The organism is Kribbella orskensis (assembly GCF_004342085.1).
Lineage (GTDB): Bacteria > Actinomycetota > Actinomycetes > Propionibacteriales > Kribbellaceae > Kribbella > Kribbella orskensis.
Genome location: NZ_SLWM01000012.1, coordinates 15,977 through 33,109, shown reverse-complemented (window position 1 = coordinate 33,109; position 17,133 = coordinate 15,977). Strand labels below are relative to the sequence as shown.

Genomic DNA, 17,133 nt, shown 5'->3' with positions numbered 1-17,133 from the left:
CATTGCTAATGGGGCTGATGTGACTCGATGGTCCAGGATTTGGGTCACCACAGGGCGTCCTCGACGACGACGCTGGTGATTGCGGGTTGCGCGGAGATGGCCCAGTTGAGGTCCTGTCCGCCGGTGATCGCGACCGCAGCCGGTGCGGCCGGGCCGGGGTCGGTAGGCAGTTCCTTCACTGCGACCGGCAGTTCGGAACTGTCAGCGTGTGGGGTCACGTCGACGTAGGGTCCATGTTCGCGGTCGAGGACGATGAGTTGCCCGTGGTGTTCCAGCAGGCCGTACGTCGCGCAGATGGCCGCCGAATGTGGGCCGATCGTTGCTGTAGTGGCGTCATAGTCGATGCCGAGTGTCTCTGCGACCTGGCTGTGGCCGGGAAGGATCAGGACGGGGGCACTCATCCGGCTGAGCAGCTTGATCAGAACGTCCTGCACGGTGGCGAGGTTGCAGTGGCGTGTCTGAGCGTGGTCGAGGAGAACCTTGACGATGATGGTGTCCTGGTGGCGGAGGAGCCCGCCTGCGAGGGTGGCGCCGAGATCCTTGGGATCGGCGTAGACGTTTGGGACGTCGACGAAGTACTCCTTGGGGACCGCGGTCAGGTTGAGGCTGATTGGCTCCGCGGTCGTGGTCGTGTTGTGGGGTACGGGGTCGAGGTTGCCGGCCAGGGACTGCTTCGAGGCAAGAGTTTCGCGGACGGCGTCCTCGAATGCGGAGACCCGGTCGGGGTCGAGTCCGGCTGCTCTCAGGGTGCTGCGGGCCTTGGCTGTCCAGGCATCCCGCGCGGACTCTAGCGTCTGCGCGGCCGTGTCGAAAGCTTCGCCGGTGCCGCCGCTGCTGATCCAGAGGTCTTTTGCGGCGATAGTGTGGCTGAGCAACCAGTCCAGTGTGCCCGCCTCGCGATGGTCGGACGGGATATCGGGTGCGGCGATCGATCCGTCGGCCAGGAGGAATAGCGTCGCGTGAGCGGCGTAGTGGTCGAGCTTTGTCCAGTAGGCCTTGAACGGTAGCGCGTCGGCTCGTTCCCAGTTCTGCCACCGTCCGCCACCTGCATGCCGGTCCAGTCCGTCGACGACGCGGTACAGGCTCACGCCGTCGCGCTGATCGAGGTTGATGGCCGAGGTCTTGACGTTGGTGAGACCTTCGCCTTCGTTCTTGCAGTACAGGATCCAGGCGAGCAGGACAACGGCACCGGCGAGGATCTCCGGCTCCAAAGCGGCGGTCTTGTCGTTGGCGAACCGATAGAGGAGGCCGTGGTAGCCAAGTGCGCGCTCGAGTGAGCCGGGATCATCGGCGTCAATCGATGTCTTGGCGATCTCTACGAATGTCCAGACCGCTTCCTCGGCGGCCTGCAGCATGAAGTCGGTGGCCGTATAGCTGTGAGGGATGGTGAATTCGGTCAGGTTGTGCAGCGACACGAGCAGGTGCTCGCGTGCAGCGTGGCCGCCGGGGATCTGAGACTCGAGCAGGCCTTGCCAGATCGTCGGGAAGCTGACGAGCGCAGATCTGAGACCCGGCAGGTCGGACGCTCGGACCGACGTCATCGCCCGGCGCATGGCGGCATCGTCGGCGTCGATCGCCAATCGTCGATTGCTCTGCGCGGCCGCGTAGTCGATCTCCCACAGTTGCCGCTCGAGCCGTTGCTTGGTGTCGGCCAGGAACACGGGCTCGTGTCCCGCCAACCGCAAATAGCCGAGGATGCGGTCGTAGTACCCGTACCCGGTCCGGATGCGTTCGGCGAGTCCACTGCTGATGGCATTGATCACGCCGTCTTGCAGGGAGGCTGTCTCGCCGAGGAACGTCGTCGATGGGTTGTCCGGGTCCGGGGGCCGGACGCGGAACGCGGCTCGAATGTACCGTTCGGTCGTGTCGACGCAGGCGTCACTGACGTGGCTGGAGTAGCGGATGTGGGCAATCGGGCGGCCCTGCTTGGCCAGCGCGCCGGGGAGGGCCGCGACATAGATCCCGGGTCGCTCGCCGACTGCGCCTCCCGTTGCGACATCGGTTTCCGATGGGATGGCCCGGATCGATTCGTAGGACAGGAAGTCGATCGCGTGGACGAGCGGACCGATCCGCGCCTCAATGACACCCGGCTTGTCGAGGTGGAGGATCGATCGGCTCAGTCGCAGGTCGGCGACGGGAAGCATGCTGGCCGGGAACAGTCCGCGGTCGGGATCGAGCTTGTTGCCGAAGGCATCTGCCTCGGCCTGGACGTCCTTGATCTGCGCGGCCGCATCGTCGACAGTCTGCTCGAGCCTGCGCAGTGTCAGTTCCTCGATGTGATCGGGAGACCCGTACAGCTTGGCCAGCCGCCGGTACGCCCATCCGATCGCGACGAGTGATGGAAGCAGGATCGCGCACAGACACAGCAACATGTTGAATCTGGTCGCAGCCAGGATCGCGGCGGCGCCGATGAGGAGACTGGATCCGGCCCCTAGCAGCAGCATGGGGTAGAACCGGACGTGCTCGACGACCGACTTGCGCGCGGATCCGACGGCCAGCGGCGGATCGCTCAGGATCTGGAACGCGATGGTCAGGCCCGCGAAGCCGATCGACACGAACGACGCATGAACCTGCCACATCAAGCCGAGAGCGGTTCCAGCGTCGTCTGACTGCGCTCCCCACAGCCCCCCACCGGTCACCAGTGCCGTGGCCACGATCATCGCCGCCCACAACTTGCGATTTGTCATCAGACGTTCATAAGCCGCATCCACCCTGTCGGCGAACGATTTCTTGTTCACGCGCACACAACTACCAGAGGCTGCGGACGATCCGCGACTCCAGGCGCTCGGTTGCCGTTGGCCGCATGCGTCGTGACGCGACGAATCCTCTGCTGCGCACGGTTTTCTTCGCTCCACCTCGGTTTGATCGTTCCCGTGCCCCTCGAGCCATCCAGCGCTTGACTTTCGCATAATACCGCATAACCCCTCTCATGAGACTTATGCGGTTTTATGCGATCGGAGAGTGGCATGAGTGTGAAAGCGACGAAGCAGGAGGCACAGGCGGCGCCGTCGTTCTACGGCGTCGGTGCCTTCGCTAAGGCCGTCGGCATCGGTACGGCCTCGGTGTACCGGGCGATCCACGCCGGGCACCTGCCCGCGCTCAAGTTCGGCGGGCGGTATGTCGTCCCCGCCCGAGTCCTCGATCAGTTGGTCGAGGCGGTAATGGGTGGCGAGTTGGTCGATCTCGACGAGTGGAGGCCAGCGCCCGGCGAAGAGATTGCCTCGTGACGCCCCGCCTAGACAGCCAGCTCATTGGCTTGCCTGCGGCACGCAGCACAGACCGGCCCTGCAGAGGCGCCAACCAGAACAGGGCCGGTTCTCCCATCACTCAGGTACGAGTTCGAGAGGTCTACAGCATGACTGACGCAGGTGAGAAGGGCACGGAGTGGGTGCCGCGGTTTGGAATGTTGGAGGTTCCGCGGGAGCGCGCGGAGCTGATCCGGGGGTTGTTCGAGCTGGCGGCGTTCGTGGCCGATCACCCCGAGGTGCCCGTGCCGGCAGTGACCGCGTGTGTGCCGACGCGGTACGACGGCTGGGATGCCGAGCGGTCGCTGGTCGATGACGTGGCTGACGCGCTTGGCGTCGAGGCGGAGTTCAGGGCCGGCGGCGGCCACTACGAGGCCGAGCGGCTTTTCGGGCCGGTGCGGGCGTACTGCCTGTCGATCACCCCTGAGCACATGGCGGTCTACGAGGCGTGGTCGTCGTACAGAGGTCATGTCCAGCCCGTGGAGGACTTCGCGGCGGGTGAGTCGCGATGAGCGGGCGCGCGGAGCTTGATTTGGCGTGGCGGATGCACGACTCGGCGGCGGAGGCGGTTGATCGGGCCGACACGAAGGCTGGGTTCGCGGCGGTGGTGGAGACCGCGCTGGCCGCGGCGGTGTTGACGTTGGTGTCGCAGTCGCAGACCGCGCCGATCGGTGCGCGGGTGTTGTTCGGGTTGGCGCTGGTCGCGTTGGCGGTGGCGCTGGGTTCGGCGTTGCTGGCGGTGGTTCCGCGGCTGCACCGCCCGGCCGATGCGCTGGTGGCGGGGGAGTTTCTGTACCTCGGTGCTGTGCGGCGCCGCTCGATCGAGCAGCTGCGCAGGCACGTCCACCCCGAGCGCCTCAGCGAGGAAGTGGCTGAGCCGTGGGAGGCGATCAGTCGCCAGGCCAAGTGGCTGGCCGACGTCGCGTGGACGAAGCACCGGTGGCTGCGGGTGTCGTGCCTGGCGGTCGTGGTCGGCGCGGCGTTGACGGTGGCCGGGGTGCTGCTGGGCGGTGGTTCCCGATGAACCGGCGGCCGACGACCAGGGAGGGCGCGATGGTTCCGCGGTTCACCCTCGCGATGGTGGCGCTGCTGGGCGCGGGTGTCGCCGCGGTCGCGGCCGGCCGGACCCCGGTGTTGACCGAGGCGGGTTACTGGGCCGCGGCGGTCGGTGCGGTCGGGGTGGTGACGGCTGATCTGTTGTTTTGGCGGTTGATGCACGGCGCGGTGATCGCGGCGCCGTTGTGGGTGTTGCTGGCCGGTGCGGTCGGGCTGCGCGCCGGCGCGCCGGGTGGTGCGGCGGGGTGGGTGATCGCTGCTGGGGTGTTGCTGCTGGTGACGTTCGGCTTGGTCGCGGTGAACCGCCCGGTCGGTGGCGGTGTGGCGTTCGCGCTGTGGCTGGGTTACGTCGGGTTCTTGCTGCGCGCGCTGCCCGAGGAGGTGCAGGTGTCGTCGCGGTGGTGGCTGGTGCTGGTGGCGGCCGGGGTGGTGGCGGTCGGGACGGCCGGGTTCGCGTTGCGGTCGCGGTCCAGCTCGCGCGGCCTGTTGCGGCGGCTCGGCCGGGCCGGGCGGGTGACCGATGGGTTGGCCTCGGGTTGGGACGTGCACCGGGTGTCGTCGGGCCGGATGCTGCGGAAGAAGGCGAAGGTCATCCGCCCGTCGCTGGCGCAGCTGCCGGCGTGGCAGCGGCGGTTTGTGCCGTTGACCGAGCTAGGGACGACGGTCGCGACGGTCGGCTGGTCGCGGTTGCGGTCGTCGGCCGAGGACCACACCGCGACGTTCGCCGGGCCGCGGGCCGGTAAGACCGGCCTGCTGATGGGGCATCTGCTGGACGCCCCGGGCGCGGTGATCGCGACCTCGACCAAGACCGACATTCTCGACGTGACCCGCACCCTGCGCGCGAAGAGGGGGCCGGTGTGGGTGTTCGACCCCGACGGCCTCACGACGGATGGTTCCACGATCACCTTCGATCCGCTGACCGGGTGCACCGATGCGGCGGTGGTGATGGACCGGGCGGCCGATCTGCTCGACGGGGTCGGTGGCAAGTCCGACGACGCCGCGCACTGGGTGGACCTGGCCAAGCAGGCCCTGACCGCGGTGATGCACGCCGCCGCGCTGGGCGGCTACTCGATGAGCGACGTGCAGCGGTGGGTCGCGCACCCTGACGACCGCGCAAAGCATGACGTGCTGTACGAGCTGCGGGCCGCGAACGCGACCGGGTTCGAGCAGCAGGCCACGCAGTTCTTCACCAACAACGAGCGGACCCGCTCGAGCATCTCGACCACGATCATGCCCGCCCTGAGCTGGCTGTCGGTGCCGGCCGCGGCCGCGGCCGCGGCACCGGGTGGGGTGCCGTTCGACGTGGAGCGGCTGCTGGCCGAGACCGGCACGGTGTACCTGCTGGGCGCGGACGACCGCAAGACCGCGCCGCTGGTGACCGCGTTGACCGCGCACATCGCCCGCCAGGCCAAGGCGCTCGCGGTCCATACGCCGGGGCGGCGGCTGGACCCGCAGCTGACGATGGTGCTGGACGAGGCCGCGCTGATCTGCCTGATCCCGCTGGACAAGTGGACCGGTGACTTCGGGTCCCGGGGGATCACGCTGCACCTCTCGGCCCAGTCCCGGGCGCAGCTGCGCGACCGGTTCGGCGAGGCCGCGACCGGCGCGCTGATGACGAACGTGACCACGAAGGTGCTGCTGGCCGGCACCTCCGACGACGACGACCTGCAGTTTTGGTCCACGCTGTGCGGCGAACGCCTCGAGCAGGTCGCGACCCGCGACCGCACCACCGGCGGGGTGTCGGTCAGCGACCGCCGGGTCGCGGTCCTCACCCCAGGCCAGGTCGCGCAGCTGCGCGCCGGGCAGGCCCTGATCATCACCCGCGGGATGCCGCCCGCGATCGGGCGGGTCAAGATGGCGTGGAAGCGCCGGGACCTGCGGCTGGAGCGGTTCCACAACCACCGCGCCGTGCGGTGGACTAGGCATCAACTATCGGCCGTTGAGGACTGGGTCGGTGCCCGGCTGCTCGCCGATGCTGCCTGGCTGCGTGACCAGATCCTGGCGCTGGCCGACCAGGCCGCCGTGGCCCGTCGGCGCGCCACCCGACCCGCCGTACGCCGGGTCGTGGATGGTCTGACGGCCGCCTTGACGTGGCTTGAGGTCAACGACCCGGCCCGGGAGCTGATCGCCCGGCTCCGTCTGGCCAGCGCGACCCGGCGGGCCCGTGCGGCGCTGGCCGCTCGCGGCACCGAGCAGCCTACCTCGGTGAACGAGCTGGACGGGGTCCGGCGATGACGTGGCCGACGGCAACAACCGGCGCGGCCGGCCGCCTGTCCGTGGTCACGATCTGCGGTTCCACTCGGTTCCGGGCCGAGATGGCCGAGGTGAACCGGGAGCTGACGCTGGCCGGACACATCGTCCTCGCTCCCGGTGTCTTCGCCCACGACGGCGACGAGATCACCGACGCGGACAAAGCCAGGCTGGACCGGTTGCACCTGGCCAAGATCGACCTGGCCTGGTGGATCTACGTGGTCAATCCCGGCGGCTATGTCGGCGACTCGACCCGACGCGAGATCGAGTACGCCAGGACTACCGGCAAGCCCGTGTGGTTCCTCGTCGAGGTGGCGTCATGACGGGGCGCGGGGTGGAGTGGGTGCGGTTGTGGGACGGCCGGCGCTGGCCGGGCCGGGTCCGTGACGGCCTGCCCGAGTTCACGTTCGGGCAGGCCCCAAGGGGGCTGTCCACGCGGCGGCAGTTGCGTGAGCGTGGCCTGTCACGTGGTGGCCAGGAGCCGTTCGCCCGGCTGACGTGGAAGCGCGACCGGCGGTTCGCGTGGCTGTACGTGGACGACAAGGCCCGCGCGAAGCGGACCCCGAGCGACAAGCAGCTCGCCGCGGTGAACAAGGCGCTGGCCGCACGGAAGGTCTGCGCCGAGTGCGGCCCGGTCGATCACTACGTGCGCACCAGCGACCAGCTGTGCGGTGACTGCCACGCCGCCGCAGTCACACCCACCGCGGGCGGCACCGCCGGATGGCGCACCGTCCAGCACTGGCAGGAAGAAACGTCCGACGCCGACGCCGAGGCCCAAGACCCGACCGACAACGAAGCAGACGAGCACGGGGCCGGGCGGCTCGAGCGGCATGAGGCTTCGGCGGTGGCTGCCCGGGCCGCCGAGGCTCTGGCACGGACTGCTGCCCGGCTCGATCACTCCGCCCGCGCCGAGGGGCGTGGTGGTGGCGAGGTGGAGCGCGACGAGGAGCTCGCTCGCTGGCACGACGACGACCGAGCCGCCCGGCCCACTGCCGAGCAGGCCGACATCGGCGACGGCCAGGACCAGTGGCGAGACGGGAGGGGAGTGGCATGACGGCGCCGATCGAGGCCGGAGGCAACGACCTGCGCGCCCGCTGGGCGTGTGACCACTACGCCGACCTGTGGAACCCGTCCGCCGTACCCGCCTACGACGAGCACGGCCGGCCGACCGGTCGGGTCGCGATCGACCCGGCCGACCTGGACGCCTGGCTCGCCGACCACCGCGAGGAAGCGAAGGAGGACGACTGATGCGGTACGACGACGAGAAGGACCCCGGCACCGCTGCGCTCGCGGCGGTGGCCGGACTGGCCCGCTCGGTCGAGTCTCTGACCAGGGATGTGGCCACGATGAAGACGGGCCTGCAGCAGACCGCCAGCTTGGCCGCTGTAACGCGGCTCGGCGACACCGTCGCCTCGCTCGGCAACACCGTCGCGTCTTTCGAAGACCTGCTCAGCCGGATCGCCGCCAAGCCCGGCAAGGGCAAAGCGGAGCCGGGCTCGGCCGAGCCGGTGCGTTCTTGGCTGCGGCTGCCCGAGGACCAGGCCGCGGCCGAGACTGTTCTGAGCGAGCTGCTGCCGTGGATGCAGACGACCTATCTGCGCTACGCCACCGCCCGCGAGGCGTTACCGCCGTGCTGGCTGTGGCACCCCGAGATCGTCGAAGAACTGCTGTGGCTGATGGACGCCTGGACCGGCGCCTACGAAGGCCCCGAGGCATCGACCAAGCTCGTCGGTGACTGGCACGACCGGCAACGCCCCGGCGTCACGCGCCGCATCGGCGAGTACGCGCCGAGCTGTGACGTGCTCGCACATCGCGACGGCGCCGGGCAGTCCGCGGTGACGGTGCCGCTCGCGGCCGACGCCGACCCGTTCGTGACCTGGTGGGCCACCCGCCGCGACGACAACGGCCCCGCGCCGACCACCGAGCAGATCAAGGCAGGTCGCCGCGGCGGCCTGACCGCCGTCCCCCGACACCGCTGGAGGCCCGCGATGATCACCCTCACTGTTGCCCCGCGCAACTTCCTCGACCACCTGCCGACCGGCGGCGTGACGTGGCCGATGGCCGCGGCCGGCGGAGTCGGACTCGCCCTGGCCGCAGGCCTCGCGGTCGGGCTGGTCTGGGCGATCCGCCGTACGGCCCGGGCGGTGACGGCCGCGATCGAGACCGAGCGGCTCACCGTCGCCAGGGTGCTGATCGTCGTGGCGATCGTCGCCGCGCTCGGCGTCGCCGTGATCGGCGGTGCCCGTTCCTTCCGGGCCGTGTCGGTGAAGTTCGACAGCGCCCTGGTGCCGCTGGTGGCCGACGGCATGATCGTGGCCTGCACCGCGCTGCGCCTCGCCGCCTTGACCCGCGGCTGGCGGATCCCGGGCGCACTGGTCACGACGTACGTGTTCATCGGCGGCACGGTGTGGCTGAACGTCGACACCGCCACCGGTGTCGCCGACGCCGTCGCGCACGCCCTCGCGCCGCTGGCCTACGCGGTGCTGGTCGAGATGCTCGCCCACCTGCTGCGCCTGCACATGAAGCTCGCCCAGCCCGCCCGCGCGAAGCTGTCCGCGCTGACCTGGTTCACCTCCCCGGTGATCACGACCCGGGTGTGGCTGCACCTGGCCCGGACTGGCACCGACGACCCCGCCGAGGCCCGGGCGTTGGTCCAGCAGGTCGTCCGGATGGCGTCGCGGCTTGCCACGTTGTGCCCGAGCCACCGACTCTGGCCGCTGGACGCCGCCAAGGCAGCCCGCAGCGCGTGCCTTCAAACGATCCGCGACGGGCTCCTGTCCGCCGGCGACCTGGCCGCCCTGCTGCCGGCCACCGGCCGTCTGAGTCCGGGCGAGCTCCTCGCGCTGGTCGATTCCGCCGCGGTCGGACTGACCACCCCAACCGCGCCGGCCGAGGCGACCGGTCCGGATGACCGTGCGGCTGCACCACTGACCTCTGCACCGGTATGGCTGGTCGCCTACCTGCTCGGTGCACTCCGCGTCGGGTCGCCTGCATCGGTGCACGACACCAACCGCACCGATCTGCCCGCAGCGGTGCACCAGGCAGATCGCGTCGGTGCGTCCGCACCGGTGCACGCACCGCACCGCACCGACGCCACCGACGTAAAGACCACCGCACCAGCCAAGCCCGCACCGGCGGAGCCGCGGGCGCGGCGCTCCGACGATGACGACCTGACCGAACTGCGGCGGGTCTCCGACACTGACCACGACGGTGCGCCGCTGCCGCAGCGCGAAATCATGCGCGTCCTCAACTGTGGGTTCTCCAAGGCCCGCCGCCTCGCTCACCTCGCCGGGTGGCTCGACCCGGGCGCTGCCCGGCCCGCATCCGGCGACGACCAGCACCCCAAAACCACGGGACAACTCGAACTCGTCACCGAGCCCGGCGAAACCCCGATCGACAAGCCCAGCGACACCGACGACCAGACCAGCACCGACCGCGAACTCGAATCGAGCAGCAGCCGATGAACAGCCCAAACACCCAAGCAGCAGTCAGCAACCAGCACTCGAACGTAACCCACGAAATCACCCAGCACACGACGAACCAGCAGACCCCGACAGACAGCCACAGGACCAAAGAACTCAGATCACACCCAGGCATCACGATCAAATGGAGCCTCGACTCCGCTTCGCGTCGTCGTATCGGCCTGCCGCCTGCGGCGGCCATCGGCGCTGTCGCGCCGGTCGCGGCGCGGGTTGGGGGTGGCACGTGCTGAGCGTGCACAGCGGCCACCGTGCCGACTATCTCACCGGCGCGGTCGCGTCGGGCCGGGAGAACTACTACACCGGCGCCGTGGCGGCCGGCGAGCCGCCCGGGCGGTGGTTCGGCAAGGGCGCGGAGGCGCTCGGGCTGTCCGGCGAGGTCGGCACGCAGGACATGACCGCGCTGTACGAGCGGTTCATCGACCCGCGCGACGAGGCGTTCCGCGAGCCGTCGCGGTGGGACGAAGCCGCGACCCTCGGCCACACCGGGCGGGCGTACAAGAGCGAGGAGCAGGTGTACGCCGATGCACTGGCCAAGGAGCCCGGTGCATCACCGGAGCGGCGCGCCGAACTGCGCGCACTGGCTGGCAAAGCGGTGCGCAAGAACGTCTCGTTTCACGATGCGACGTTCAGCCCGGTCAAGAGCGTCACGGTGCTCCACACCGCGTTTGAGGCGCAGGAGGTGCAGGCCCGCACCGCCGCCGAGGCGGCCCGCGGTGCACTCGCCGAGGCGCACCGCACCGGGGACCGTGAAGCGGTGCACCGCTACCGCGGTGCGGTGCGGCAGGCGGAGCGGGAAGCGGTGCAGTGGGGCCAGCACCGCCAGGCGGTCGAGGACGCGATCTGGGCCGGGAACACCCGCGGCGCTGAACTATCTGCAGGACAAGGCCGGCTATACCCGTGTCGGGCACTTCGGTGGAGCCGCTGGCCGGTGGGCCGACGCGCACGAGTGGGTGATTGCGTCGTTCTTCCAGCACGATTCACGCGAGCATGACCCGCAGCTGCATATCCACAACGCCGTTTTGAATCGTGTGCAGGGACCCGATGGCAAGTGGCGCACGATCGACTCCAAGGCCCTGCACCGCTGCAAGCCTGCCGCCGGCGCGGTCGGTGAGCGGGTGATGGAACAGCACCTGGTCAAGTCGCTCGGCGTGCAGTTCAAGGAACGCCCGGACGGCAAAGCCCGCGAGATCGTCGGGATCGACCAGGCCGTGATGGACCTGTTCAGCTCCCGCCGCAAGGCGATCACGAAGAAGACCGCCGCGCTGGTCCGCGCGTTCGAGGCCAGGATGGGCCGCGAACCGAACAACCTGGAACTGGCCTACATGCAACAGCAGGCGTCGCTGGCGACCCGCAAAGCCAAGTCCCACGACGGTGAGACCGTCGAGCAGCGGCTGGAGCGATGGGATCGGCAGCTGCGCGCCGAGGTCCGCGGGGGACTCGGCAAGGTCGCCCGCGACGTGCTCGCGTTGCGGCAGCGCCAGTGGCTGCCCGGGCGGATCAACCAGGCCAAGGTGCTCGAGACGGCGCTGGCCGAGGTGCAGGCCAAGCACGCCACCTGGCGGTCCGCGGACCTGACCCGCGCCATCAGCGACGCACTGCCCGACAACCTCGGCAACATGAAGCCGGCGAAGATCGCGCGGCTGCTGGACCGGCTGACCGAGCGCGGCCTGAGGCTCGCGCAGCAGGTCGATGCCGACCGTCCCGGCCAAAGCCCCGACGAGCTCGCGGCACTTCCCGACGAGCTGCGCCGCGGCGACGGATCGTCGGCGTACTCGGCTCCCGGTGCGGCCCGGTATGTGACCCCGGATCACGTGAAGGCCGAGCGGCAGCTCGCCAAAGCGGGCTACGCCCGCGGCGCCGCCGCGATGAGCCCGACCGACGTGCAGGCGTTCGTGAAGCGGCTCGCGGCCGATGGCCTCCAGCTTGGCGACGACCAGGCCGCCGCGGTGCGCGGCATCCTCACGTCCGGAGCCAAGGTCGAGACGCTGATCGGCCCGGCCGGCACCGGCAAATCCCGCGTCGTCGGCGCCCTCGCGAAGGCGTGGGAAGACCCCGACCTCTGGGACGGCGAGCAGCGCCGGATGATCGGACTGGCCGCGTCCCAGGTCGCCACCGAAGTGCTCGCCGCCGACGGCGTGACCGCGAAGAACATCACCCGCTGGCTGATGACCCAGCAGCGACTCACCGACGGCTCGACGACGCCCGAAGACCAAGCGTGGGCGCTGCGCGCCGGTGACCTTGTTGTCGTGGACGAGTCCGCCATGGCCAACACCGACAACCTGTCCCAAATCCAGGCGCACTGCGACGCCGCCGGCGCGAAGCTGCTGCTGGTCGGTGACCACCGCCAGCTCGCCGCCGTCGGCGCCGGCGGTGGCATGGAGCTGGTCGCCGCGGGCGCCCTCACGCACGAGTTGACCGAGACCCGCCGCTTCACCAACGAGTGGGAAGGCCCCGCGTCGCTGCGGCTCCGTCAGGGCGACGAGGGCGTGCTGGCCGAGTACCACAAGCAGGGCCGCATCCTCGCCGGCGGCCACCTCGAAGCCGCGCACCGCTCGGCGGCCGACGCGTGGCTGGCCGACCACCTCAACGGCCTGCACGCCCTGCTGATCGTGGACACCAACGCCCAGGCCGCCGAGCTGTCCGCGCAGCTGCGCGCCCGGCTGGTCGAGTACGGGCAGGTCGACGACGAGCGCACCACCTGGCTCGCCTCGACCGGCAACCGCGTCGGCGCCGGTGACCTGATCCAGACCCGGCTCAACGCCTGGCACCTCAACGGCTACCGCGGCAACAAGCGCGCCGCGTTCAACCGCGACGAGTTCAAGGTGGTCGAGGTCCTGGACGACGGCGGGCTGCGGGTCGCGCCGCTGATCCGCGGCACCCGCCAACCCGCGCCAGGGGAAACGATGGTGCTGCCGGCGAGCTACGTGCGTGACTGGGTCGCGCTCGGCTACGCCGCTACCGTCCACTCCTCCCAGGGCGACGCCGACGACGCTGCCGTGGACGAACACCGCGAAGTCACCGACGAGCACGAACTGGCCGACGTCGCCGAACAGCGAGACACCGACATGACGCTCGCAATACCCGCCGACGAGTTCGTTGAGGCCGCACCGGTCAACGACCAGCTAGCCAGCAAGGACGCCGAACCGGACCTTGCAGCCAACGAGATCCCGGACGCGGAAATCGTTGCCGACGACAACACGGCCACAGCGCAGGCGTCGGCAGAAGTAGCCGAGGCCGCCGAGGATGAGGCGGCCGAGGATCGGGCCGTGCTGGACAACCAGGCACCGGCCGACATCCGCGAGGTCGCCGCGGGCGAGCAGCCGGTGGCGGAGTCCGACACTCCACGGGTGCCGTCCGCGGACGAGACCGCCGAAGCCGTACGCCGCGCGCAGCGGGCACTGATCGAGATTCAGCACCGCCGCGCAGCGGAAGAACGCCACGCCGCCGCCGAAGCCGAAGCCCGGGCCGAAGAACTCGCCCGCTGGCACACCGAGGACACCAACGCCGAGCAGGCCAACACCGCAACGGCCACCGCAGCCGATCAGGCCGCGGACGATCACGTACCGGTGATGGAACTCGGTCGCTACGACGACGAGTAACCACGCGCAGTCCAGGCTCTCCCGCCCCTGGCGGGCGGGAGAGCACCCCGGCCTCCGGCCGGGACAAAGCCCTTCTCTGGCTGAGGTTGGTGGGCAGGTGCCAGACCGCCCCCTCCAAAGTCAAGGGGTTCTCGCCTGGAGGACGCCGACGCTCCGCAAGCTCCGCTTATTTCCTTGTCCACCAGCCGAGAACCCCTTGACTTCGGAGCCTCTAGCGGCCCGGCAGACGGCAGTAGCCGGCAGGCCCCAAGGGGCTGCCGTCACACAAAGCCCACCAGCGACAAGGGATCACGATGCCGGACACAACCACCAGCACCCAACAGACCACCTGCCCGCCGTGGTGCCAGCCGAGGCGCCAGGTCGGATGCGGCCGACCCGGATGCCCCTCCAGCCCGCCGAAGCCACGCTGACCCACCGACCCGGGGAGGGCCGTGGTGAAGGACCACGCACCCACGGCGCCTCCCCGCACCAACCACGAGAAGGGTTGAGGACCGATGACGCTGACGATGACCGACCTATTCTGCGGAGCCGGGGGCTCGAGCACCGGTGCTGTGCAGGTGCCAGGTGTGACGGTGAAGCTAGCCGCGAACCACTGGAAGCTGGCCATTGACACGCACAACAGCAATCACCCGACCACCGACCACGACTGTGCCCACCTGTCCCAGGTCGAGCCACGCCGCTACCCACGCACCAATGTGTTGTGGGCGTCGCCGGAGTGCACGAACCACTCCCAGGCCAAGGGCAAGAAGCGCAACGTGGACGCGATGCCAGACCTGTTCGGGGACACGCTGCCGGATGAGGCGGCCGAGCGGTCGCGAGCCACGATGTGGGACGTGGTGCGGTTCGCCGAGCACCACCGCTACGACGCGATCCTGGTCGAGAACGTTGTAGACGCAGCGCTGTGGGTGCTGTGGCCCGCGTGGCGCTCCGGGCTAGACGCGCTCGGCTACTGCGTGCACGTCGTGTACCTGAACTCGATGCACGCCCAGGCCGGTGGCCGCCCCGCGCCGCAGTCCCGCGACCGGCTGTACGTCGTGGCTCACCTGCGCACGTCGGTGTGCCCGGACCTGAACCGATGGACCCGCCCGGAGGCGTGGTGCGAGGGCTGCGGGCAGCTGGTGCGGGCGATGCAGGCGTGGAAGAAGCCGGAACGGACCTGGGGCCGCTACCGCGCCCAGTACGTGTGGCGCTGCCCGAACGTTGCCTGCCGCAACCAGGTGGTCGAGCCGGGCTGGCTGCCCGCTGCTACTGCGATCGACTGGAGCCTGACCGGGGAACGGATCGGGGACCGGGTCAAGCCGCTGGCCGACAAGACGATGCAGCGCATCCGGGCCGGGCTGGCCCGCTATGTCAAGCCCGAGCTGCTGGTGCCGGTCGAGGGCCGCGACGGCAAGACCGCCGCGCCGCTGTCGGAGGCGATGCGCACCATGACGACCCGCAACGAGACCGGGCTGCTGGTCCCGGCGGGCGGCACCTGGAACGAGACCGCGACCACGTTGGCGGAGGTGATGCGGACCAGGACCACGCGGGAATCCGAGGCGCTGGTGGTGCCGCTGCGGAACAACAACACCACGAAGAAGGCAACTGACCCGTTCGACACGTTCGCTGTCGCAGGCAACCACCACGGGCTGCTGATGCCGTACTACGGCAACGCCACGAGCCGTCAGACGAGCGAGCCGCACGGCACGTTCACCACCCGGGACCGGTACGCGCTGGTCATGCGGAACAACGGCTCCCGCTACGACGGTGCGGAGATGTGCACGCCGGTCACCGAGACGCTACGCACCCTCACCACCGCTGGCCACCAGTCGCTGCTGGAGCCGCGAACCATAGCGGTCGAGGACTGCACGTTCCGGATGCTGGAGCCGCACGAGGTCGCCGCCGGAATGGCGTTCACCAACGGCTACGTGGTGCTGGGCAACAAGCGCGAGAAGGTCCGCCAGCTCGGCAACGCCGTCACCCCACCCGCCGCGCGCGACCTGATCGCCGCCGTCGCCGAATCCCTCGGCCACGACCTCACCGACCTGACCACCGCCTGATCCGGGCCGCAGTCGGCCGGACCTCCCGCCAAGGTCCGGCCCCTCGGCCGCCCGGCCACTGACACGTAACCGTCAACAAGCGAGGAGAAACCACCATGAGCGAATCCACCAAGATTGAGATTGACACCGGCACCGAACCGGACGACTTCCAGGTGGCCGCGACCGCGATCACCCGCGCGATCCGCGCGATCAACAACAACCAGCGCGGCGGCGACGGCGCCGAGTTCATCGCGCACCTGCTCGCCACGGTCGCCGCGAACCTCGGCAGCACCGAGGCGGTGACCGCCGGCCGCCCCGGATCGTGAGAAGCCGCCGGCGTGGGCGACCTGCTGCGCAGCACCGTGGGCTACGACGACGAATACCTGCTCACGTACCGGACCGAACCGGTCGAGATCGTCGTCAACAGCGTCTACGAACTGGACGACCTCGGCATGTTCGAGACCTACGAAGCCAGCACCAACCACATCGGCCAGGTGCTGTTCGGTCACCGCTGGACACCGTCACGCGACAAGTTGACCCTGGACCAGTTGGAGCAGATCGAGGACGTCGAGGAACTGCTAGCCGAGCTCGAGCACAGGGACCGCGCCGAGTACCAGCAACGGTTCACCGCCACCGTCCACGCACGGTTCGAGCAGCTGCGCACCGACGAACCACAACGCTACCCCGAACACCTGACCGTCACGGTCCGGTTCGCCGACGAAGACGCCAGCTACCCCATTAGCAACGACGACCTGACCGACGGATGGGGCAGCGACCTGGGCAGCCTCCTCTATCAACACGCCCGCGAAACCACACCGCTTCCTGGTACCGACACCGCCCCCGACTGGATGGCCGGCCAACGCCACGCCGACACCGTCTTGGCTGCCGGGCACTGGCCACACCTGCGCATCCCCACCCTCGCCCACTACGGCGTACCAACGAACACCAGAAAGGACTGACCAGCATGTCCCAGCGCATCCCGAACGGCACCCTCCTCACGACGTATGACCACCTGATCGAGCTGGTGTCCCACGCAGTGGCCCCGGTGGTGATCGACCGCGACGGCACCCCGTGGATCGTGTTCCAGACCGAGGACGGCGACGACTACGCGGTCACCGTGCCCTGCCCCGACGACGACATTCCCGGCCGCACAGACTTCGACGGGCTGTGCGCGCGCGGCCCGCTGCGCGTGGTGTTCAACGGTGACACAAGCCCCGAGACATGGCCTGGAGCGAACAAGGACGAGGAGGTGACGGCATGACGATCAAGGTCAGGCTGTCCGGCGAGGCCGACGAAATCGCGCGCCTGGTCGAGCATCTACGACGGGAGTTCGAGGTGGCCGGCGCAGACCGCGCCTACCCGAACCGTGGATCCTTCGGCGTCCGCGTCTACCTCGAACTCCGCCAGCCCACCGCGGGTCGGGACTCGCGGCGAATCCGTAGCGAACACGTCCACCCCGACCGGAGAGGAATCGAGCCATGAC

At 69.6% G+C, this 17,133-nt stretch carries 16 protein-coding genes; 15 read left to right on the top strand and 1 reads right to left on the bottom strand.

Going from position 1 to position 17,133, the window contains the following annotated elements:
- Positions 1-44 precede the first annotated feature (44 nt).
- Positions 45-2,687 (bottom strand): hypothetical protein, encoded by a 2,643-nt coding sequence (locus EV644_RS27465; protein ID WP_132191856.1) that lies wholly within the window; start codon positions 2,685-2,687, stop codon positions 45-47.
- A gap of 279 nt (positions 2,688-2,966) precedes the next feature.
- On the opposite strand from EV644_RS27465, the gene EV644_RS27460 reads away from it, so the two are divergent.
- The 15 genes from EV644_RS27460 (at position 2,967) to EV644_RS27390 (ending at position 17,132) form a co-directional block, all read left to right on the top strand.
- Entirely contained in the window at positions 2,967-3,227 is a 261-nt protein-coding gene (locus EV644_RS27460; protein ID WP_158292938.1) for a helix-turn-helix domain-containing protein, read from the top strand.
- Between the two features lie 128 nt (positions 3,228-3,355).
- The gene (locus EV644_RS27455) at positions 3,356-3,757 is read left to right on the top strand and encodes a hypothetical protein (protein ID WP_132191854.1); all 402 of its coding nucleotides are present in this window, start codon (positions 3,356-3,358) and stop codon (positions 3,755-3,757) included.
- A complete protein-coding gene (locus EV644_RS27450) occupies positions 3,754-4,269 on the top strand; it encodes a Pycsar system effector family protein (protein WP_132191853.1) in 516 nt (171 codons plus the stop codon). Before EV644_RS27455 ends, EV644_RS27450 begins: the two co-directional genes overlap by 4 nt.
- A gap of 29 nt (positions 4,270-4,298) precedes the next feature.
- A complete protein-coding gene (locus EV644_RS27445; protein ID WP_132191852.1) occupies positions 4,299-6,536 on the top strand; it encodes a type IV secretory system conjugative DNA transfer family protein in 2,238 nt (745 codons plus the stop codon).
- A complete protein-coding gene (locus tag EV644_RS27440; RefSeq protein WP_132191851.1) occupies positions 6,533-6,874 on the top strand; it encodes a hypothetical protein in 342 nt (113 codons plus the stop codon). The genes EV644_RS27445 and EV644_RS27440 overlap by 4 nt, the downstream gene beginning before the upstream one ends.
- Positions 6,871-7,605, top strand: coding sequence for an RRQRL motif-containing zinc-binding protein (locus EV644_RS27435; RefSeq protein ID WP_132191850.1), 735 nt, complete (start codon positions 6,871-6,873; stop codon positions 7,603-7,605). Before EV644_RS27440 ends, EV644_RS27435 begins: the two co-directional genes overlap by 4 nt.
- Positions 7,602-7,799, top strand: a complete 198-nt coding sequence (locus EV644_RS27430; protein ID WP_132191849.1) for a hypothetical protein — start codon at positions 7,602-7,604, stop codon at positions 7,797-7,799. Before EV644_RS27435 ends, EV644_RS27430 begins: the two co-directional genes overlap by 4 nt.
- On the top strand, positions 7,799-10,015 hold the full coding sequence (locus EV644_RS27425; RefSeq protein WP_132191848.1) for a DUF2637 domain-containing protein: 2,217 nt from the start codon (positions 7,799-7,801) through the stop codon (positions 10,013-10,015). The genes EV644_RS27430 and EV644_RS27425 overlap by 1 nt, the downstream gene beginning before the upstream one ends.
- Positions 10,016-10,256: 241 nt before the next feature.
- On the top strand, positions 10,257-11,024 hold the full coding sequence (locus EV644_RS46595) for a relaxase domain-containing protein (protein WP_158292937.1): 768 nt from the start codon (positions 10,257-10,259) through the stop codon (positions 11,022-11,024).
- Positions 10,906-13,632 carry a MobF family relaxase gene (mobF, locus tag EV644_RS27415; protein ID WP_241998910.1) on the top strand — a complete coding sequence of 909 codons (2,727 nt, stop codon included), beginning with the start codon at positions 10,906-10,908 and terminating at the stop codon, positions 13,630-13,632. Before EV644_RS46595 ends, mobF begins: the two co-directional genes overlap by 119 nt.
- Positions 13,633-14,126: 494 nt before the next feature.
- Positions 14,127-15,671: a DNA cytosine methyltransferase gene (locus tag EV644_RS27410; protein WP_132191845.1), complete on the top strand. Its 1,545-nt coding sequence runs from the start codon at positions 14,127-14,129 to the stop codon at positions 15,669-15,671.
- Positions 15,672-15,766: 95 nt separating this feature from the next.
- Positions 15,767-15,976, top strand: coding sequence for a hypothetical protein (locus EV644_RS27405; protein WP_132191844.1), 210 nt, complete (start codon positions 15,767-15,769; stop codon positions 15,974-15,976).
- 12 nt (positions 15,977-15,988) lie between these two features.
- On the top strand, positions 15,989-16,609 hold the full coding sequence (locus EV644_RS27400) for a hypothetical protein (protein ID WP_132191843.1): 621 nt from the start codon (positions 15,989-15,991) through the stop codon (positions 16,607-16,609).
- A gap of 5 nt (positions 16,610-16,614) precedes the next feature.
- Positions 16,615-16,911 carry a hypothetical protein gene (locus tag EV644_RS27395; protein ID WP_132191842.1) on the top strand — a complete coding sequence of 99 codons (297 nt, stop codon included), beginning with the start codon at positions 16,615-16,617 and terminating at the stop codon, positions 16,909-16,911.
- The gene (locus EV644_RS27390; protein WP_132191841.1) at positions 16,908-17,132 is read left to right on the top strand and encodes a hypothetical protein; all 225 of its coding nucleotides are present in this window, start codon (positions 16,908-16,910) and stop codon (positions 17,130-17,132) included. Before EV644_RS27395 ends, EV644_RS27390 begins: the two co-directional genes overlap by 4 nt.
- Position 17,133: the final 1 nt, after the last annotated feature.

Excerpts from the sequence above, each read along its gene's own strand:
- EV644_RS27465 (WP_132191856.1), bottom strand. The coding sequence starts at position 2,687 with ATGACAAATCGCAAGTTGTGGGCGGCGATGATCGTGGCCACGGCACTG.
- EV644_RS27460 (WP_158292938.1), top strand. The coding sequence starts at position 2,967 with ATGAGTGTGAAAGCGACGAAGCAGGAGGCACAGGCGGCGCCGTCGTTC.
- EV644_RS27455 (WP_132191854.1), top strand. The coding sequence starts at position 3,356 with ATGACTGACGCAGGTGAGAAGGGCACGGAGTGGGTGCCGCGGTTTGGA.
- EV644_RS27450 (WP_132191853.1), top strand. The coding sequence starts at position 3,754 with ATGAGCGGGCGCGCGGAGCTTGATTTGGCGTGGCGGATGCACGACTCG.
- EV644_RS27445 (WP_132191852.1), top strand. The coding sequence starts at position 4,299 with ATGGTTCCGCGGTTCACCCTCGCGATGGTGGCGCTGCTGGGCGCGGGT.
- EV644_RS27440 (WP_132191851.1), top strand. The coding sequence starts at position 6,533 with ATGACGTGGCCGACGGCAACAACCGGCGCGGCCGGCCGCCTGTCCGTG.
- EV644_RS27435 (WP_132191850.1), top strand. The coding sequence starts at position 6,871 with ATGACGGGGCGCGGGGTGGAGTGGGTGCGGTTGTGGGACGGCCGGCGC.
- EV644_RS27430 (WP_132191849.1), top strand. The coding sequence starts at position 7,602 with ATGACGGCGCCGATCGAGGCCGGAGGCAACGACCTGCGCGCCCGCTGG.
- EV644_RS27425 (WP_132191848.1), top strand. The coding sequence starts at position 7,799 with ATGCGGTACGACGACGAGAAGGACCCCGGCACCGCTGCGCTCGCGGCG.
- EV644_RS27410 (WP_132191845.1), top strand. The coding sequence starts at position 14,127 with ATGACGCTGACGATGACCGACCTATTCTGCGGAGCCGGGGGCTCGAGC.
- EV644_RS27405 (WP_132191844.1), top strand. The coding sequence starts at position 15,767 with ATGAGCGAATCCACCAAGATTGAGATTGACACCGGCACCGAACCGGAC.
- EV644_RS27395 (WP_132191842.1), top strand. The coding sequence starts at position 16,615 with ATGTCCCAGCGCATCCCGAACGGCACCCTCCTCACGACGTATGACCAC.
- EV644_RS27390 (WP_132191841.1), top strand. The coding sequence starts at position 16,908 with ATGACGATCAAGGTCAGGCTGTCCGGCGAGGCCGACGAAATCGCGCGC.